The sequence below is a fragment of the Micromonospora sp. LH3U1 genome (assembly GCF_028475105.1).
Taxonomy (GTDB): Bacteria; Actinomycetota; Actinomycetes; order Mycobacteriales; family Micromonosporaceae; genus Micromonospora.
In genome coordinates this window covers 3,557,899-3,573,604 of the sequence record NZ_CP116936.1, presented here as the reverse complement: position 1 = coordinate 3,573,604, position 15,706 = coordinate 3,557,899, and the positions used below count along the sequence as shown (strand labels likewise).

Sequence of the window (15,706 nt, the reverse complement as noted above, 5' to 3'; positions counted from 1 at the left end):
GAGTGGCCACGAACAGCCCGACCTGCTCAGCAGCCCACAAGCATCGCTAGGCGGTGGACAAGGGTTTCTTCGGATCGAGGTTGTGCACCTGGTCCGTCACGGCTGCCAGGAGGGCGGTGAGTGCGGGAGCGGGTGGGGTGTCTCGGGTGGCGGCGACCAGGCGGCGTTTGAGGGTGGTTTCGGCGATGTCTCGGATCGCGAGCGCGGGGTCTTTGGTGGGCAGGGTCAGGGCTGGCATCAGGGCGACGGCGGTGGCGGCACGGACGAGTTCGAGTTGGACGTCGGCGTCGCTGGAGCGGTGCCGGAGGTCGGGTTCGTAGCCGCCGAGGGCGCGGCAGGTTCCGACGACCATGGCGTGGTGGCCGGTGCCTTCGGCGGAGGCGGTCCAAATGTCGGATCGCAGGTCGGTGACCGCGACCGGTCCGCCGGCCTGGGCGAGCGGATGCGCGGCTGGAAGCACGATCTTCAGGGGCTCTTCCAGCAAGCGCGTGAAGCACAGACCGGCCGGGCGAGGGCGGGGGTGGCTGTCGTACTCATCGCCGATGACGAGGTCGACCGCGCCGAGGCGTAGGCCTGGCAGGGACTGTTCGAGTTCCAGCTCGAAGATTTCCACCCGGACCTGCGGGTGGTCGGCCTTCATGCGGGCCACGGCCGGGATCAGTAGGCGACGGGCCGCCGATTGCAGGCCGCCGGCACGGACGGTGCCTCGGATGTCGCCGCTGAGGGCGGCGAGGTCGGCTTGTGCCGCTTCGGCGGCTGACAGCAGCACCCGGGCGTGCTGAGCGAGCAGGTGTCCGGCGTCGGTGAGCCGCACACCGCGCCCGGCTTTGTCGAGCAGCCGTGCGCCGACGTCCTTCTCCAGCAGGGCGAGCTGTTGGGAGACCGTGGACGGGCTGTAGCCCAGAGCCGCGGCGACTGCGGCCAGGGTGCCGCGTTCCTCGAACTCGCGCAGGAAGCGCAACCGCCGCAGGTCCAGCTCGATCATGCGGAAATCCTAACGATTCACCCCTGGAAATCATCGCTGGACCCGATGCGTCGGCTGTCCGACCCTTAGCTGCATGGGTGCAGCACTGTGTCTCTTGTCCGCGGCTTGCTTCGGCGCGATGGCGATCTTCGGCAAGCTCGCGTACGACGCCGGCGTCTCGCCCGGGGCTCTGCTGCTGGTGCGCTTCACCCTGGCGGCCGTCCTGCTCGGGATCGTCTTGCTGGTGCGGCCAGGACTACGCCGCGCGGCATCCAGTTCGCCCCTACGTGAGGCGATCGGTCGGTCGACGATGACACGTGGCCGGGTGCTGGCCATCGCCGTCGGACTGGGCGCCATCGGGTACGCCACGCAGGCGAGTCTGTTCTTCTCCGCGCTGCAGCGGATGGACGCGTCCCTGCTGGCGTTGATCCTCTACACCTACCCGGTCATGGTCACCGTGGCGGCGGTGCTGCTCGGCCGTGACCGGCTCACCCCCGCGCGCGGCGCCGCACTGACGGCCGCCTCAACCGGAACGCTGCTGGTCCTGCTCGGCGCCGGCGGCGTGAGTTTCCACCCGATCGGGGCGCTGCTAGCTTTCGCCGCCGCGATCACCTACACCGTCTACATCCTCGTCGCCGACACCGTCGTGCACCGGCTGGCACCCGTGGTGCTCGCCGCGCTGGTGATGACCGGCGCGGCCGGTACCCTCGCCGCCCGCGCCATGCTCACCGGCGGCGTCGACCTCGACTTCGGGGTGTCGGGATGGTTCTGGCTGGCCTGCATCGCCGTCGTCTCCACCGTCGTGGCGATGCTGACCTTCTTCGCCGGGCTCAAGCGCACCGGCCCGTCGACCGCCGTTATCTTGTCCACCTTCGAGCCCGTCGTCACCTCGGCGCTGGCCGCGCTCGTCCTCGGCGAGTCCCTGACCCCGGTGCAACTCGCCGGCGGCGCCCTCGTGCTGTCCTCCGTCGCCGTCCTTCAGATCCGACGCACCGGCACCCGTCGCCAGGACTTGAGCGTGCGCCCGACCAACTCGGGCCGGTTGATCTCCGGAAAGCCCCGAAGCTGCTCCAGTTCCTCCTCCGCGAACACGTCCTGAGCCGCCACCAACGGGCGGGCCCACCGGCGCCACACCGCTGGGCCTCCGTCGGTACACCATACGGAATGCTTACGCACAAGAACTGTCATTATGATGTACGTCCGATACGCACCTTTCGTGGTACCTAATTTCTGAATTATCGTTACCGGATATCTAGTAATTGCGGTAGCGCTGCTCAGCAGTCAGCAGCGGCACCGTGGAACACCCGTACTTCGCGGCCGGCTCGTCACTGAGGAACTCCACCGGCACGAGGCATCAAGGTAGGCCTCACGGGCACAGGCGAACATCAAGGAAGCCCGAAGTGTTGCTGACCCACCCCTTTACCCCGGTCGACCTGTTGGTGCCGTAGGCCCAGCTCAACGCCGAGTTGTTGAACTTGTCGATGTCGAACCACTGCCCTTTGTAGCCAAGACCGCGGATTGTGCTGCTGGTGTTCGGGGCGGCTCTGATACGCACGCCATCCACGATGAACTTGGTGCTGCAGAACAGCTGCGGACTCATGTCGGACTCCGTCGCGCCGCTCAGCCGCTCGACCGTGCCGGCGGATGGTGCCGCCGCGACCGGGGACGCGACGGCGACCCCGAGCGCACCCGTGATCGTCACCGCCGTGATCCAACGTGCTACCCGCATGGTTGTTCCCTTCTCGCTGACTCGAAACCTTCCCGAACTATATTCGTGATTATGAATCGATCGTAGCGTTGAGTCGCCTTTGCGATACAGCCCGTGAGGGTTGACGGCCGGATCGCCGCGACCGATACCAGCCGGGTGGTCGGGCACGCCGCGGTCTTCTCCATGTCGGCAGGAGCAGTGGTGGTGTGGGCGTGCCAGGCATCGGTAGGTTGATCGCATGGCACCGGTCGAAGGACTCCGTCACGCTTCGTCGTTCGGTGCGGCCGCGACCGCATACGCCGAGCACCGCCCGGACTACGCCCAAGCGGCGGTGCGATGGGCGCTTGAGCCCGCGCCTGGCTTGCGGGTGCTCGACCTCGGCGCCGGGACCGGCAAACTCACCGCCACTCTGGTCGCGGTGGGCGCCGACGTCACCGCGGTCGAGCCTGATCCGGCGATGCTGACCGAGCTGCGCCGCGCACTGCCGGACGTCCGAGCCCTGCCGGGCAGCGCCGAGGCGATACCGCTGCCGGACGCGTCCGTCGATGTCGTGCTGGCCGGCAACGCCATGCACTGGTTCGACATGGCCGTCGCCGGGCCCGAGATCGCCCGCGTCCTGGCGCCCGGCGGCATCATGGCCGGTCTGTGGAACGTCGTGGACGACCGGGCCGACTGGGTTGCCGGGCTGGCGCGGGTCAGCGGGAGCGCGGCGATCGGCCCGCGGGATACGCCCGCCAGCTGGCGGGTCGCGACGGCCACCGCGCACCTTCCCAAGAATGACGTGGCCGCGCGGTTCGGCGCACCGGAACAGGCCGAGTTCCCACACGGACAGCGCCGTACCGCCGACTCCCTTCTGGCGACACTTGCCACAAGGGCGGGGATGCTGGTCATGGAAGATCCGGATCGCGATGCCACGCTCGGCCGGATCCGCGCCTTTCTGACGAGCAGGCCGGAGACCGCGAACGGCGAGTTCACCCTCCCGATGCTGACCTGCGTGCTGCGCGTCCGGCGGCTGTGACGCCAAAATCGTCGCGCTGCGACTGCCAGGGCGATGCGACGCACCGACGAGGATGGCGCGACGCCGTCGGGATCCGCGCCGGCCACCGAGTAGATCGGCAACCCTCTCGCCTCCGCAGGTGGTTGTCGTCGGATCAGTCCGCTGGAGCCGCTGGGTGAAGGACCGAGCGGCTACGCGGAGAGGTCAACGACCGGTTGAGCCACTCCGTCATGAGAGCGCGTTCGGTGGCGGTGAGCCCCGGAAGGTCGGGCACCACCGTGGCGAAGGTGACAGCTACCGCGTTCACGGTCGTGTCGGGTGTCACCGGGGCGGTCACGAGGATGCCGCTGAGCACGGCATCCAACATGGCGTTACTCAGACCAGGGTCGCGCTGCTCCGCGGACGTCGCCAGTAGGGCGAGAACGGTTCCGTTGCCCGCCGCGTGGATCATCATGACTGCGCGCTGCTCGTCGACGCGGAGCAGGCCGGCCGCGGCCACTCGTCGTACGCGGGTGCGCAGCACCTCGATGCCCGCGGCGGTCGCCGGGGACGGCCCGCCGCGACCCCGAGTGCCCATGAGCGCGTACAGCTCAGGGTTCGCCAACCCGAACTCGACGTGCACCCGCCAGCCGGAGCGCAGGTCCGCGACGGGATCGCCCTCGGCGGCTTCCACCGCGACCGCCTTGGCGGAGACGTAGGTGGCCATGACGTGTTCCGCGACGGCCTCGATGAGCCCGTCCTTGTCGCCGAACAAGCGGTAGATGGTGGGCGCCTGCACGCCCGCCGCCTGGGCGACAGCTCGCGTCGTCACCGCGTTCGCGCCCTTCTCGCGCAGCAGCTGGCTAGCTGCCGCGACGATGCCGAGCCGGACGTGGTCCCGGGATGCCGTGTCCTGCGTAGCACTCATGAATCAATGCTAACAGCGCCTTGTTATCTGCGGATTATCGGTGTTAACGTCTAGACGGTAACGCTGTTAACATAGGAGTGTTCATCATGATCGTCATCACCGGAGCCACCGGTCAGCTCGGATCCCGGATCGTCGACCGGCTGCTCGAACGGGTTCCCGCCGACACCGTGGGCGTCAGCGTGCGCGACGTCGCCAAGGCCGCGGGTCTCGCCGAGCGCGGCGTACGGGTCCGCGCCGGAGACTTCACCGACCCGACCACGTTGCGGTACGCCTTCGAGGGAGCACGCAAGATCCTTGTGGTGTCCCCCGCCATCCGTGGCGGCGCTGCGGTGACCGCGAACCGTACCGCCATCGACGCCGCTCACGCCGCCGGAGCCGAGCGCGTCCTCTACACCAGCCACCAGGCCGCGTCGAAGGATTCGCTCTTCCCCGCTCAGCTCACGCACGCCGAGACCGAGGAGTACCTGGCCGGGCTGGGTCTCCCCTTCACCGCACTGCGCAACGGCTTCTACGCGAGCACGCTCAGCTTGAGCATCGGCGCGGCACTCGAAACCGGACAGCTCGTGGCGCCTGCGGACGGGCCGGTCTCCTGGACCGCCCACGCCGACCTGGCCGAGGCCGCGGCCATCGCCATCGCCGAGGACGGCGCACTCGACGGGGTCACGGCGCCGTTGACCGCACCGGAGATGCTCGACCTCGCGGCGGTGGCCGACGTCCTCACTGACATCACGGGCCGCACTATCCGGCGTGTCGTCGCGGATGACGAGGAGTGGAGGGCGGCAGCCATCGCGCAGGGCATGCCCGCGGAAGCAGCCGACTTCACCCTCGGCATCTATCGCGCGGCTCGCCGGGGAGAGTTCGCCGTCACCGACCCGACGTTGGAGACCCTCATCGGTCGCCGTCCGACGTCCGCCCGTTCGGTGCTCGAGGGCATCGCCTCCCAGGCCTGAGAGGTCCGGTGGCAGTTCAGGGTGTGACGGCTCCGAGGAGCCAGCGCAGGGCTGACTCGTCCCCGGTGAGGTTGGCCGCGCCGTTGGTCAGCGCGGTGGCCAGTGAAGTGGAGCCGTCGAGCAGGGAGTTGAGCGTCGCAGGGTCGGTGCGCAGGCCGGCGTGGGGGTGGGCTGGTTCGCCGGGCTCGATGTGGACCTGGCCGTCCTGGGTACGGACGGTCCACACCTGGTTGGTGAGCTCGAACCGGTAGGTGGCCACCGCGGCCTGCGGGTTCGGACGCAGTGAGCCGCGCAGGAACAGCAGCACCGAGGTCGCGCTGAGGTGGACCGGAGCCGGCGGCAGGGGTACGCGTAAGCCCCAACCGCCGAGAGCCAGCACAATCGGCTCCAACTCGCGTCCGGAATCGGTGAGGTCGTACACCACCGAGGCCGCGGGGGGCGGCAGTCGGCGCTGCTGGACCACGCCGTGGCTTTCCAGCTCGCGCAGCCGGTCGGTGAGCATGTTGGAGCTGACCCCGGGCAGTGCCCGGCGCAGGTCGGAGAAGCGCTGTGGCCCGAGGATGAGTTCGCGGACGACGAGCAGCGCCCACCGTTCCCCGACGACGTCGAGGGCGCGGGCGATTCCGCAGGCGTCGCCGTAGGTGCGACTGGTCGGCATGTCGGCCTTCCTTCCCCAGTGGATTCGGGTTACATGTTAATCGCTATCGCTTGGTTGTTTTTAACAACCGTTGGCGTTACGGTCGGCAGACATGTTGGCGTCGGAAGGAGCACGTCCGTGGGACTGCCAGTGGTGCACTTCGAGATCATCGGGACCGATCCGCAGCGGTTGCGCACCTACTACGGCGCGCTCTTCGACTGGCAGTTCGACGTGGGGGACGCAGCAGCCGAGGCGGTATCGGCACCGGGCACCTACGGGTTCGTCCACCCCGACACGAGCACCGGCGGCGGCGGGATCCCGGGCGGTGTCGGTGGCGGCGCGGGATACCCACACCGGACGCTGTTCTACGTCGGCGTACCCGATGTGGAGGTGGCACTACGGCAAGCCGAGCATCTCGGCGGCGCCCGCGTGTCGGGACCGCATTCCAACCGTGACGGGACATTGGTGGTCGGCTTCTTCACCGACCCCGAAGGACACCTCGTCGGGCTGGCCGCCGCCGGATAGCGGCGGTGATTTGACCCTCGACCGGGTTGAGGCCCGAGCATCGGCGACATGGACGACCAGCCGACACCCGACCCGACCATGACGCGCATCGTCGAAGCGGTGCAACTCGGCCAATCCGGCGCCGGACCGCAGGCCCGCGAGTTGCTGACCTCACTGTGGGATGAGATCGGCCCCACCGGTGACGCCCTGCACCGGTGCACTCTCGCCCACTACCTCGCCGACCTGCAGGACGCCGCCGAGGCCGAACTCGTGTGGGACGAACGCGCCCTCGCCGCCGTCGCCGACCTCACCGACGACCGTGCCCAGCACTACCACCACACGCTTCAGGTGCAGGGCTTCCTGCCGTCGCTGCACCTGAACCTCGCCGACGTACACCGGCGGTTGGGTCACGCCGGCCCGGCCCGCGAGCACCTGGACACCGCTCGCAGCCTCGTCGCGCAGCTGCCGGCCGACCAGTACGGCGACCTGGTCCGCGCGGGCATTCAACACGTCGACCAGGCCCTGGCAGCGGGTTCGACACACCGTCTCGACTCGCATCCCGCAGCGGCCGGCTGACGATCTCGCTTGCATCGTCGGAGCGGCCCTGCGAGGGTCGACGGATGTCAGCGGTGACCGGCGCCGACCTGCTTCAGGCGGCCGACGAGATGACCCGGGTGCTGATGCCGCACCGTGAGCACGACTGGTCGGTGCCGGCCGGTCCGCTGAGGTGGAGCTGCTGGACCACCGCAGCGCACGTCGCGCACGACCTTCTCGCATACGCCGGCCAGGTCACCGGCCGCCCGGACGACGGCTACCTGCCGTACGACCTGCGGGTCTCCCCCGACGCGAGCCCGGCGCAGGTGCTTCCCGTGGTGCGGGCCAGCGCCGGGCTGCTCGCCGCCGCCGTCGACACCGCCCCACCGGACACACGGGCCTGGCACTTCGGTCCCTGCGACCCGGCCGGCTTCGCCGCGATGGGGGTGGCCGAGACGTTGCTCCACACCCACGACATCACCCTCGGTCTCGGCGTGCCGTGGCAACCGCCGCAAGGGCTGAGCGCGCTGGTGCTGCGGCGGCTCTTCCCGGACGCCCCGGACGGCGCCGCACCCCAGGTGCTGCTGTGGATGACCGGTCGTGGCGAGCTGCCCGGCCGGGCACGGCGCACCTCCTGGAGTTGGCGCGCCGCGGTGGACTGAGCCGCCCTCGGTCAGGGGGCAGTGAGCGTGTGTCGGTGACCGTCGAGGGGGAAGGGCGGCCGGGCCGCCAACACCTCCTGGAACAGGTAGCCGCTCTTCTGCGCCACCCGGCAGGACGCGACGTTGTCCACCTGGTGCAGCAGGTCGAGGCGCACCAGCCCGGGGAACCGGTCGAACGCCCACCGACTGAGCGCGGTGACCGCCCGCGGTGCGACGCCGCGACCGCGCGCCCACGACGCCGTCCAGTAGCCCACCTCAGCCGCCGGCCGCTCGGGCGTGGCCCCCTTGAGCACCACGTTCGCGACCAGCCGTGGACCGTCCACGTTGTCCTCGAGCACGGCGAAGCTGTACCGCCGGCCGTCGTCCCAGTCCTGCCGCGTCCGATCCAGCCATTGCCGGCCCTCGGCGGCGTTTGTCACCGGGACACGGGTCCACCGGTGCAGCACCGGATCCCGGTACGCGGCCAGCAACGCGTCCAGGTCGTCCTCGCACCAGGGGCGCAGGATGAGCGCCGGAAAGGTGTCCGACGCCCGTGACTCGATCAACATGGGTACAGTCTGCCGTCGCCGTCGCCGCTGCGGGGGGCCAGCGCCGAGGGGTGGGTGGTCGTCTGTCGTGCGACCACCCACCGCGCCACGGTCAGGTCCAGCTGATACCACGGTTGCGGACGGTGCGCATGCGCTTCTCCTCTCCCCTAGCTGACGGCCCCCGTGCCCGCCAGGTGACCTCAGCGTCGCCCGCCGCCCGCTTCGGCGGTAGGGCTGTGGGCGTTCGAAGTCGTTCGGCTTTGTTCGACCGGAAACTCGAACGTCACCGGCGTGGAGGCAGGTCGCCGCGGCCACAGCGGCACGAAGGCGAGGACCGCCACCGCGCCCGACAATCCGCTGAACCCGATCACCGTGGTGGCCGGCCACCGGTCGGCGGCCAGACCCGCCATGACCATCGCCGTCCCCTGGAGTCCACTCAGACCGGTGATAGCCACCCCGAATGCGCGCCCTCGGTACTCCGTGGGCACCGCCCGGCCGAACAACGCGTTCAGCGGGATGGCGAAAGCACTCGCGGCGCCGGCCAACACCAACAGCAAAAGCACCATCCACAACGGAGGAACGAGCCAGGCCACCGCCAGCACCCCGGCCGACAACGCGGCCAGAGGCAGGATGAGTCGTGGCCGGACCGCCGGTGGACAGAGCCGGGTGAGGGCGACCCCACCGAGGGCCATCCCCAACGGCGCCGCCGCCAGCAACAGTCCGACGGTGCCGGCGCCGCCGCCGTACTGCCGGGCGAGCGGCGCCATCAGCCCTTCGGCGGCGTAGGTGAAGGCGCTGGCAGTCCAGAGGACGAGGACGTAGGAGCGCAGCCGCGAATCGGCGAAGATCACCCGCAGGCCGACCGCCCGGCCACGACGTTCCGGGCTCGATGGCGGTCGGGGCGCGGGGCGGGAACGGACGCCGATCGTGATCAGAAGGGCGGAGACCAGGAACGTGCCGGCATCCACCAGCAGCGCACCGCGCAGCGACAGCAACGCCACCAGGCTCCCCCCGACGGCGAAGCCGACCACCTGCACGACCTGGGCGAAGATGTTGTCCACGCCGTTGGCCACCGCGTAGCGGTCGCCGTCGAGCACTTCCGGCATCAACGCCGCCCGCGCGGCCACGAACGGTGGCCGCATCAGGTTGACGACGAAGAGAAGCACCACCAGGGCGGGCGCGGGGAGGTCCGGCAGCGCCGCCGCCGGGATGAGCGCCGCGCGGGCAAGGTCACACGCGACCATGACCCGCCGCCGGGGGAACCGGTCGGCGAGGCCGGACAGCAGCGGTCCGCCCGTGAGCCAGGCCAGGTAGGAACTGGCGTAGGCGGCTGCCGCGAGCGCGGCGGAGCCGGTTCGGCTGTAGACGAGGTACGCCACGGTCACGGCCGTGAGCTGGTCGCCTGCCAGGGACAGCAGGTACGCCGTGAACAGGTAGCGGTACTCGCGCACCGCGAACACCTCGGCGTACGTCGCGGCGCGCTCGGTCACTTCGCCCCCGGTCCCGTCCCAGCGCCGGCGGTCGGCAAGGCGCTCGGCCCAGACCGTATCCGCGTCGGCGCGGTCGGGGCCGGGACCAGACGTTCGGATCCGTTCGGAACGAGTTCGGACGGGCGGTGGGGAGTTGCTGACGGGGCTTGTGTAGGGGTCAGCCCCGGCGGCGCCAGCGCAGCCACCAGCCGCGGCGAGGCCGGCGGGCCGGCGCGACCCCGGTCACCGGCTCGGTGGCGGACGTGTGGACCTCGCGTCGGGTACGCCCGGTGTGCCAGTGGCGGACCACCTCGTCGGCGTTCACGGGACGCACCACGACGCGAGGGCCGTCAGGATTGCGCAGCCAGGCCACGATCTGCGCGTTCAGCTGCCCCACGAAGTCGCGTACGGACTGCTCGGTGGGCAGGTCGCGGACCTCGTCAGGGACCTGCTCGATGCGCCGGCGCAGTTGCAGCGGGGTGGGCAGGAGCAGATCGCTGGGCAGCGCCTCACGCTCCAGGAAACTCTTGATCCACCACGACTCGTCGTACGGCGCGCCTCGGCCGGGGATCGGCTTGCCCATGCCGGGCAGGTCGTCGAACTCGCCGCGTTGCACGGCTCCCCGGATCTGCGCCTCCACGGCCGCGTCCCATGCCTCCGTCACCCTGCGGCACCTCCCCCGGCCACCGTATCGCGCAGCCTCCGGACGGCGCGCGCACCGCAACGGTCAGCGCGCCCGGTCCGGTGACAATTCCCGGCGGCCGCCCGCCAGGTGGGTTTCCGCCCGGGTGACCGGTTCGATGCGGCAGGCCACGACCTGCCCGTTGGCTCTGCTCCGGGACGGTCGCCTCGCCTACGGTCGGTACGGGTATCGGTGAACGGGGGGATCGTCATGGTGGGTACGGGTGCACTGCTGGGCATCGCGCTGGTGGCGTTGGGGCTGGTGCTCACGCCCGGCCCGAACATGGTCTACCTGGTGTCCCGCTCGGTGGCGCAGGGACGCCGGGCCGGCCTGGTCTCGCTGCTCGGGGTGGCAGCCGGGTTCGGCGTCTACCTGGCAGCGGCGGTCGCCGGCCTGGCCGCCGTCTTCGTCCTGGTGCCGACGCTGTACGCGGCGGTGAAGCTCGCCGGGGCCGGCTACCTGCTCTGGCTGGCCTGGCGGACGCTGCGTCCGGGCGGGCGCTCGCCGTTCACCCCCGCGCCGCTGCCGCCGGACCCGCCCCGGCGGCTGTTCACCATGGGCCTGGTCACCAACCTGCTGAACCCGAAGATCGCCATCCTCTACGTGTCGCTGCTACCGCAGTTCATCGACCCGGCGCGGGGGCACCTGGCGATGCAGAGCCTGCTGCTCGGCCTGACCCAGATCGCCGTCGCGCTGAGCGTGAACGCGTTGATCGTGCTCAGCGCCGGCGCGTTGGCCGGGTTCTTCGCCCGCCGACCGGTGTGGCTGCGGGTGCAGCGCTGGGTGACCGGGACGGCCCTCGCGGCGCTGGCCGTCCGGATCGCCGCGGACCGGTCCCGCGCGGCGGTCGCCACACCCTGAGGCGACGGTCACTGTCCCGGGTCGCGGTGGCGGCGGACCATCGCGGCGGCCAGCGGCGCGGCGTCCAGGTCACCGGCGGCGAGCCGGGCGGCGAGGGTACGGCGTACCAGCCGGTCGGCCAGCGCGGGCGCGTGCCGGCCGACCGCCATCTCCAGGCGTCCTCGTGCGGTGGTCGCCACGTCCCGGGGTGCCCGCCGGGCGGTGGCGGTGCGCAGGATCGCCGCGACCACTCCCTCGACCGGCTCGGGGCGGGACACGCCTTGCAGGGACAGGCCAGCCTCAGCGGTGCTGTCGTGGATGGGTGAGGCGACCATGCTCGGGTAGACCACGCTCACCCCGACGTGGGTGCCCACCTCGTGACGCAGCGCGTCGGCGTAGGCGACAAGTGCCCTCTTGCTGACGCCGTACGCGGCGGCGAGGGGCAGTGGCAGCACCGCCATCCGGCTGGACACGAAGATCACCCGCCCCCGGGCAGCGACCAGCGGGGGCAGCGCCGCGGCGGTGGTCCGCCACGCGGCGAGCAGGTTGACCTCCAGTTGCCGCCGGACCACCTCGTCGGGCGGCAGCTCGGCGGGGGCGGGGCCACCGACTCCAGCGTTGTTGATCAGCAGGTCGAGCCCGCCGAGCCGGTCGACGGCGGCCTGCACCGCCGGTGGTACGGCGTCCGGGTCGGTCAGGTCGCAGCCGAGCACCGGCAGGTCGCCGTCGGGCCGCGCGTGCAGGTCGAGCCCCACCACCTGGGCGCCGGCAGCGGTCAGCGCGGCGCCGAGGTGTCGGCCGAAGGTCCCGCTCGCCCCGGTCACCAGCACCCGGCGGCCGGTCAGCGCGCTCACCGGTCGGCTCCGGCCGGGGCGGTGACGCGGGCGCGGCGGGTGCCGGCGGCCAACTCCCGGGTCAACTCGGCCAGGTAGACGTCGAAGTCCACGCGCATCGCCGGGCGGCGCTGACCCCAGCGGGCGGTCGCGGCCCGCAACTCGGCGCGGCAGGCGGCCCGCTGCCGGTCCGGGTCCGGCAGCGCGTACCGGCCGGCGAGTTGCGCGGCGATCAGCTTCGCCTGCGCCTCCACCAGGGGAAACGCGGAACCGGTGGACTGCATCAGCCCGACGAAGGTCAGGCCGGGGGCGTCGGGGTGGAACACGTGCCGGTACAACGGCAGGGTGTCCGCGCCCCCGCCGAGCAGCGCCGGGTCGAGGAACGGGATCTCGACCCGGTAGCCGGTGCACCAGATGATCAGGTCGACGGTGTCGCTACGGCCGTCGGTGAACTCGACCCGGTCGCCGTCGAGGGCGGCGACGCCGGGGCGGGCCTCGACATCGCCGTGGGTCAACCGGGACAGCAACCCGTCGGAGAGCGTCGGATGGTCCTGTAGGAAGCCATGCGTCGGCGCGGGCAGCCCGTAGCGGGCGGGACTGCCGACGGTGGCGGTGAGCATGGTCTGGCTGATGCGTTGACGCAGTCGCCACGGCAGCCGGCGGGCCAGCGCCCCGTTGAGGGTGTCCGACGGGCGACCCAGCAGGTACTTCGGCACCACCCAGACACCCCGGCGCAGCGACAGCAGGGTGCGGGTGGCGGCGTACGAGGCGTCCACCGCGATGTCCATCGCGGAGTTGCCGCCCCCGACGACCAGGACCCGCTTGCCGGCCAACTGCTCCGGGCCCCGGTAGTCGTGGCTGTGTAGCTGTTCGGCGGTGCAGGTGCCGGGGTGCGGCGGGCTGGGCAGCCGGGGCACCCGGTTGTGGCCGTTGGCGACGACCACGGCGTCGACGGTGACCTCGACCGACCCGTCCGGCCCGCGAGCGGTCACCGTCCAGGTGCCGGCGGGGTTCTGGGTGACCCGCTCGACGCTGTGCCGCAGGCGGATGTCGTCGCCCAGCCCGAAGCGGTCGGCGAAGTCGGCCAGGTAGCCGGCGACCCGGCCATGGTCGGGGTAGTCGGGCCAGTCGGTGGGCATCGGGTGGTCGGCGAACTGGGTGCGGCCACGGCTGGTGTTCAGGTGCAGCGTGCGGTACGCGGGCGAGTCGGGTGCCCCGTACACCCAGAGGCCACCGACATGGTCGGACGCCTCGAAGCCGACCGCGGGCACGGCAGCGTCGCGCAGTGCCTTGAGTGCGGCGAGCCCGGCCGCGCCCGCACCGATCACCGCCACCCTGGGTGGTACGCCCATCGCCGCCCCCAATTAATCCAACGTCTGATGGATAATCGTCGCGCGGCGGCGGCCCGTCAAGTGGTCGGCGATCCGTAGAGCCCGTCCAGCAGGCGATGCACGAACGCCCGGAACTCGCGCCGCTCCCGAGCGCCCGGCGCACCCGCGGCCAGCGCCACCACGTGACCGTGCGTCGCCCACACCAGGCTGCGTACGGTGATGTGCGGGGTCGGCTCCGCCAGCGCGCCGGTCGCCGCCGCGGCGGTGAGCAGATCCGCCACCAGCTGGTACAACGGGTCCGCGTAGCGCTGGTCGAGCTCGGCGTGCCGCCGCGGTTCCAACCAGCGACGCAGCCACAGCGCGGTGGTTTCCGGCCGGTCCTCCAAGAAGTCGACGAAGACGTCGACCAACTCGTGCAGGGCTCGTCGCGCCGCGTCCGGCCCCGCGTCGAGGGCAGAGCGGGCCTGCTCGGCAGCCTCGGTCAGCACCTCCCGCTCGGCGGCGAAGACACGGGCGAAGCAGGCGTCGTAGAGCGCTGCCTTCGTACCCGTGTGGTGCGCGACCGTGGCGACGTCGACCCCGGCGGCGGCGGCGACCTCCCGCAGCCCGACGGCGTCGAAGCCTCGCTCGGCGAACAGCGCGGTCGCCGCGGTGAGCACCACCTCGCGGGTTGGCCGGGTCTCGTCGCGACGGGGCCGACCCGGACGGCGTCGAGGCATGGTCATGGCCGCCATTCTGCCCCTAGAATCCAGCAACCGTTGGATTGCGGAGAGGATGCGGCGATGACCGGGCTCGACCGGCGGCCCGTGGCCGCCACCGAAGCGACACTGCCCCGTGGCCCCCTGGCGGGCTTCGCGGCCGGCTCGCTCGGCATGGGTGTCTGGGTGACCGTGCCCGGCCTGCTGCTGCTCTACTTCCTCACCGACGTGCTGGCCGTCGGGCCGTGGCTGGCCGGCCTCGCGCTGCTGCTGCCGAAGGTCTTCGACGTGCTGCTGCACCCCTGGGTGGGGCACCGCGCCGACGTCGAGCAGACCCGCCGGGGCGACCGGCGTCGACTGCTGCTGCTCGGCTGTGCCCTGCCGATCGCGTTCGCCGCGATCTTCGCGGTGCCCGGCGGCCTCACCGGGGCGCCGGCAGCCGCGTGGGTGGCGGTGTTCTTCGTCGCCGGCAACCTGCTCTTCGCCGCCTACCAGGTCCCCTACCTGGCGACCCCGGCCGACCTGCGCATCGGCTACCACGAACGCACCAGGCTGATGGCGTTCCGGATGGTCGTGCTGACCCTGGGCATCCTGGTCTCCGGGCTGCTGGCCCCACTGCTGACCGGCGGCGACGCCGCGACCCGCGCCGGTTACCAACGGATGGGCGTGGTCCTCGCCGTCGGGATGCTGTTCGCCATGCTGGTCGGTGTCACCGGCATCGCCCGGCTACGCGGATCCGCCGCGGCCACCGCACCGGCGGGGCACGGCGGGTGGCGGGCACTGCGCACGGCGCTACGCGACCGGCAGTTCCGCTGGCTGGTCGCCGCGTACCTGGCGATGTCCACCACCACCCACCTGGTGCTCGCCGGGGTGCCCTACTACGCCGAGTACGAGCTGCGGGCCACCGGCCTGACCACGGTGCTGGTGGCCGCCTTCGTCGCGCCGGCGCTGCTGATCACCCCGGCCTGGCTGGTGGTGGCCCGCCGCGTCGGCAAGCAGCGCGCGCTGCTCGGCGCACAGGGCGCGTTCGCGGTCGGCTCGCTGGTGCTGGCGGTGGGCCGCCCGGCCGGCCTGCCGGTGCTGATCGGCGCGGTGGTGGTGCTCGGCGTGGCGTTCGCCGGCATGCAACTGCTGCCGTTCTCGATGCTGCCCGACGTGATCCGCGCCGCCAACGCAGGCGCCACCAACACCGGTGCCGGTACCTACACCGGGGTGTGGACGGCCACCGAGGCCACCGGCGCGGCCCTCGGCCCGTACGCGTACGCCCTGTGCCTGGCCGTCGGTGGTTTCGTGGCCTCGACGGCCGGTGAGTCGCCGGTACAGCCGGACGCGGCGCTCGCGGCGGTCCGCTACGGCTTCGGGTTGCTGCCGGCGGTGGCGATGCTCGCGGCGGTGCTGCTGCAGCGCCGCTACACCCTCGACACGACCGCCCGGGCCGCGAGCTGACCCGTCGGCCGCCCGGC

18 protein-coding genes are annotated in these 15,706 nt (G+C 71.6%); 8 read left to right on the top strand and 10 right to left on the bottom strand.

What is annotated here, in order from left to right; translation table 11 throughout:
• Window positions 1-46: 46 nt before the first annotated feature.
• On the bottom strand, window positions 47-985 hold the full coding sequence (locus tag PCA76_RS16305) for a LysR substrate-binding domain-containing protein (RefSeq protein WP_272611281.1): 939 nt from the start codon (window positions 983-985) through the stop codon (window positions 47-49).
• A 73-nt stretch (window positions 986-1,058) separates the two neighbouring features.
• Between PCA76_RS16305 and PCA76_RS16300 the strand changes: the two genes are divergently transcribed.
• Window positions 1,059-2,063 carry a DMT family transporter gene (locus PCA76_RS16300; RefSeq protein WP_272611280.1) on the top strand — a complete coding sequence of 335 codons (1,005 nt, stop codon included), beginning with the start codon at window positions 1,059-1,061 and terminating at the stop codon, window positions 2,061-2,063.
• A gap of 267 nt (window positions 2,064-2,330) precedes the next feature.
• Here PCA76_RS16300 and PCA76_RS16295 read toward each other — a convergent pair whose 3' ends face one another.
• Entirely contained in the window at window positions 2,331-2,666 is a 336-nt protein-coding gene (locus tag PCA76_RS16295; protein WP_272611279.1) for a hypothetical protein, read from the bottom strand.
• 244 nt (window positions 2,667-2,910) lie between these two features.
• Between PCA76_RS16295 and PCA76_RS16290 the strand changes: the two genes are divergently transcribed.
• On the top strand, window positions 2,911-3,690 hold the full coding sequence (locus PCA76_RS16290) for a class I SAM-dependent methyltransferase (RefSeq protein WP_272611278.1): 780 nt from the start codon (window positions 2,911-2,913) through the stop codon (window positions 3,688-3,690).
• A 133-nt stretch (window positions 3,691-3,823) separates the two neighbouring features.
• On the opposite strand, the gene PCA76_RS16285 is transcribed toward PCA76_RS16290, so the two are convergent.
• Window positions 3,824-4,576, bottom strand: a complete 753-nt coding sequence (locus PCA76_RS16285; RefSeq protein WP_272611277.1) for a TetR/AcrR family transcriptional regulator — start codon at window positions 4,574-4,576, stop codon at window positions 3,824-3,826.
• An 86-nt stretch (window positions 4,577-4,662) separates the two neighbouring features.
• Between PCA76_RS16285 and PCA76_RS16280 the strand changes: the two genes are divergently transcribed.
• Complete coding sequence (locus PCA76_RS16280) at window positions 4,663-5,526, top strand: NmrA family NAD(P)-binding protein (protein ID WP_272611276.1); 864 nt, start codon at window positions 4,663-4,665, stop codon at window positions 5,524-5,526.
• Window positions 5,527-5,542: 16 nt separating this feature from the next.
• On the opposite strand, the gene PCA76_RS16275 is transcribed toward PCA76_RS16280, so the two are convergent.
• Window positions 5,543-6,184 (bottom strand): winged helix-turn-helix transcriptional regulator, encoded by a 642-nt coding sequence (locus PCA76_RS16275; protein ID WP_272611275.1) that lies wholly within the window; start codon window positions 6,182-6,184, stop codon window positions 5,543-5,545.
• A 117-nt stretch (window positions 6,185-6,301) separates the two neighbouring features.
• Between PCA76_RS16275 and PCA76_RS16270 the strand changes: the two genes are divergently transcribed.
• Genes PCA76_RS16270 through PCA76_RS16260 form a run of 3 tightly spaced genes read left to right on the top strand, consistent with a single transcriptional unit; the run spans window position 6,302 to window position 7,863 of the window.
• Entirely contained in the window at window positions 6,302-6,688 is a 387-nt protein-coding gene (locus PCA76_RS16270; RefSeq protein ID WP_272611274.1) for a VOC family protein, read from the top strand.
• 48 nt (window positions 6,689-6,736) lie between these two features.
• The gene (locus tag PCA76_RS16265; RefSeq protein ID WP_272611273.1) at window positions 6,737-7,243 is read left to right on the top strand and encodes a hypothetical protein; all 507 of its coding nucleotides are present in this window, start codon (window positions 6,737-6,739) and stop codon (window positions 7,241-7,243) included.
• Window positions 7,244-7,287: 44 nt separating this feature from the next.
• Complete coding sequence (locus PCA76_RS16260) at window positions 7,288-7,863, top strand: maleylpyruvate isomerase N-terminal domain-containing protein (RefSeq protein WP_272611272.1); 576 nt, start codon at window positions 7,288-7,290, stop codon at window positions 7,861-7,863.
• 11 nt (window positions 7,864-7,874) lie between these two features.
• On the opposite strand, the gene PCA76_RS16255 is transcribed toward PCA76_RS16260, so the two are convergent.
• The 3 genes from PCA76_RS16255 to PCA76_RS16245 all read right to left on the bottom strand — a co-directional run bounded on the left by PCA76_RS16255 (window position 7,875) and on the right by PCA76_RS16245 (window position 10,523).
• A complete protein-coding gene (locus PCA76_RS16255; RefSeq protein ID WP_272611271.1) occupies window positions 7,875-8,411 on the bottom strand; it encodes a GNAT family N-acetyltransferase in 537 nt (178 codons plus the stop codon).
• Between the two features lie 179 nt (window positions 8,412-8,590).
• Window positions 8,591-9,880, bottom strand: coding sequence for an MFS transporter (locus tag PCA76_RS16250; RefSeq protein WP_272611270.1), 1,290 nt, complete (start codon window positions 9,878-9,880; stop codon window positions 8,591-8,593).
• Window positions 9,881-10,037: 157 nt separating this feature from the next.
• Window positions 10,038-10,523: a J-domain-containing protein gene (locus PCA76_RS16245; RefSeq protein ID WP_272611269.1), complete on the bottom strand. Its 486-nt coding sequence runs from the start codon at window positions 10,521-10,523 to the stop codon at window positions 10,038-10,040.
• 228 nt (window positions 10,524-10,751) lie between these two features.
• On the opposite strand from PCA76_RS16245, the gene PCA76_RS16240 reads away from it, so the two are divergent.
• Complete coding sequence (locus PCA76_RS16240; protein WP_272611268.1) at window positions 10,752-11,402, top strand: LysE family translocator; 651 nt, start codon at window positions 10,752-10,754, stop codon at window positions 11,400-11,402.
• Window positions 11,403-11,410: 8 nt separating this feature from the next.
• Here the strand turns inward: PCA76_RS16240 and PCA76_RS16235 are convergent, their stop codons facing one another.
• From PCA76_RS16235 to PCA76_RS16225, 3 genes are read right to left on the bottom strand one after another with little or no spacing between them, the layout of a single operon-like run.
• Window positions 11,411-12,235 (bottom strand): SDR family NAD(P)-dependent oxidoreductase, encoded by an 825-nt coding sequence (locus PCA76_RS16235; RefSeq protein ID WP_272611267.1) that lies wholly within the window; start codon window positions 12,233-12,235, stop codon window positions 11,411-11,413.
• Window positions 12,232-13,566, bottom strand: a complete 1,335-nt coding sequence (locus PCA76_RS16230) for a flavin-containing monooxygenase (protein ID WP_272611266.1) — start codon at window positions 13,564-13,566, stop codon at window positions 12,232-12,234. Before PCA76_RS16230 ends, PCA76_RS16235 begins: the two co-directional genes overlap by 4 nt.
• Window positions 13,567-13,622: 56 nt before the next feature.
• Window positions 13,623-14,270: a TetR/AcrR family transcriptional regulator gene (locus tag PCA76_RS16225; RefSeq protein WP_272611265.1), complete on the bottom strand. Its 648-nt coding sequence runs from the start codon at window positions 14,268-14,270 to the stop codon at window positions 13,623-13,625.
• A gap of 57 nt (window positions 14,271-14,327) precedes the next feature.
• On the opposite strand from PCA76_RS16225, the gene PCA76_RS16220 reads away from it, so the two are divergent.
• Complete coding sequence (locus PCA76_RS16220; RefSeq protein ID WP_272611264.1) at window positions 14,328-15,689, top strand: MFS transporter; 1,362 nt, start codon at window positions 14,328-14,330, stop codon at window positions 15,687-15,689.
• Window positions 15,690-15,706: the final 17 nt, after the last annotated feature.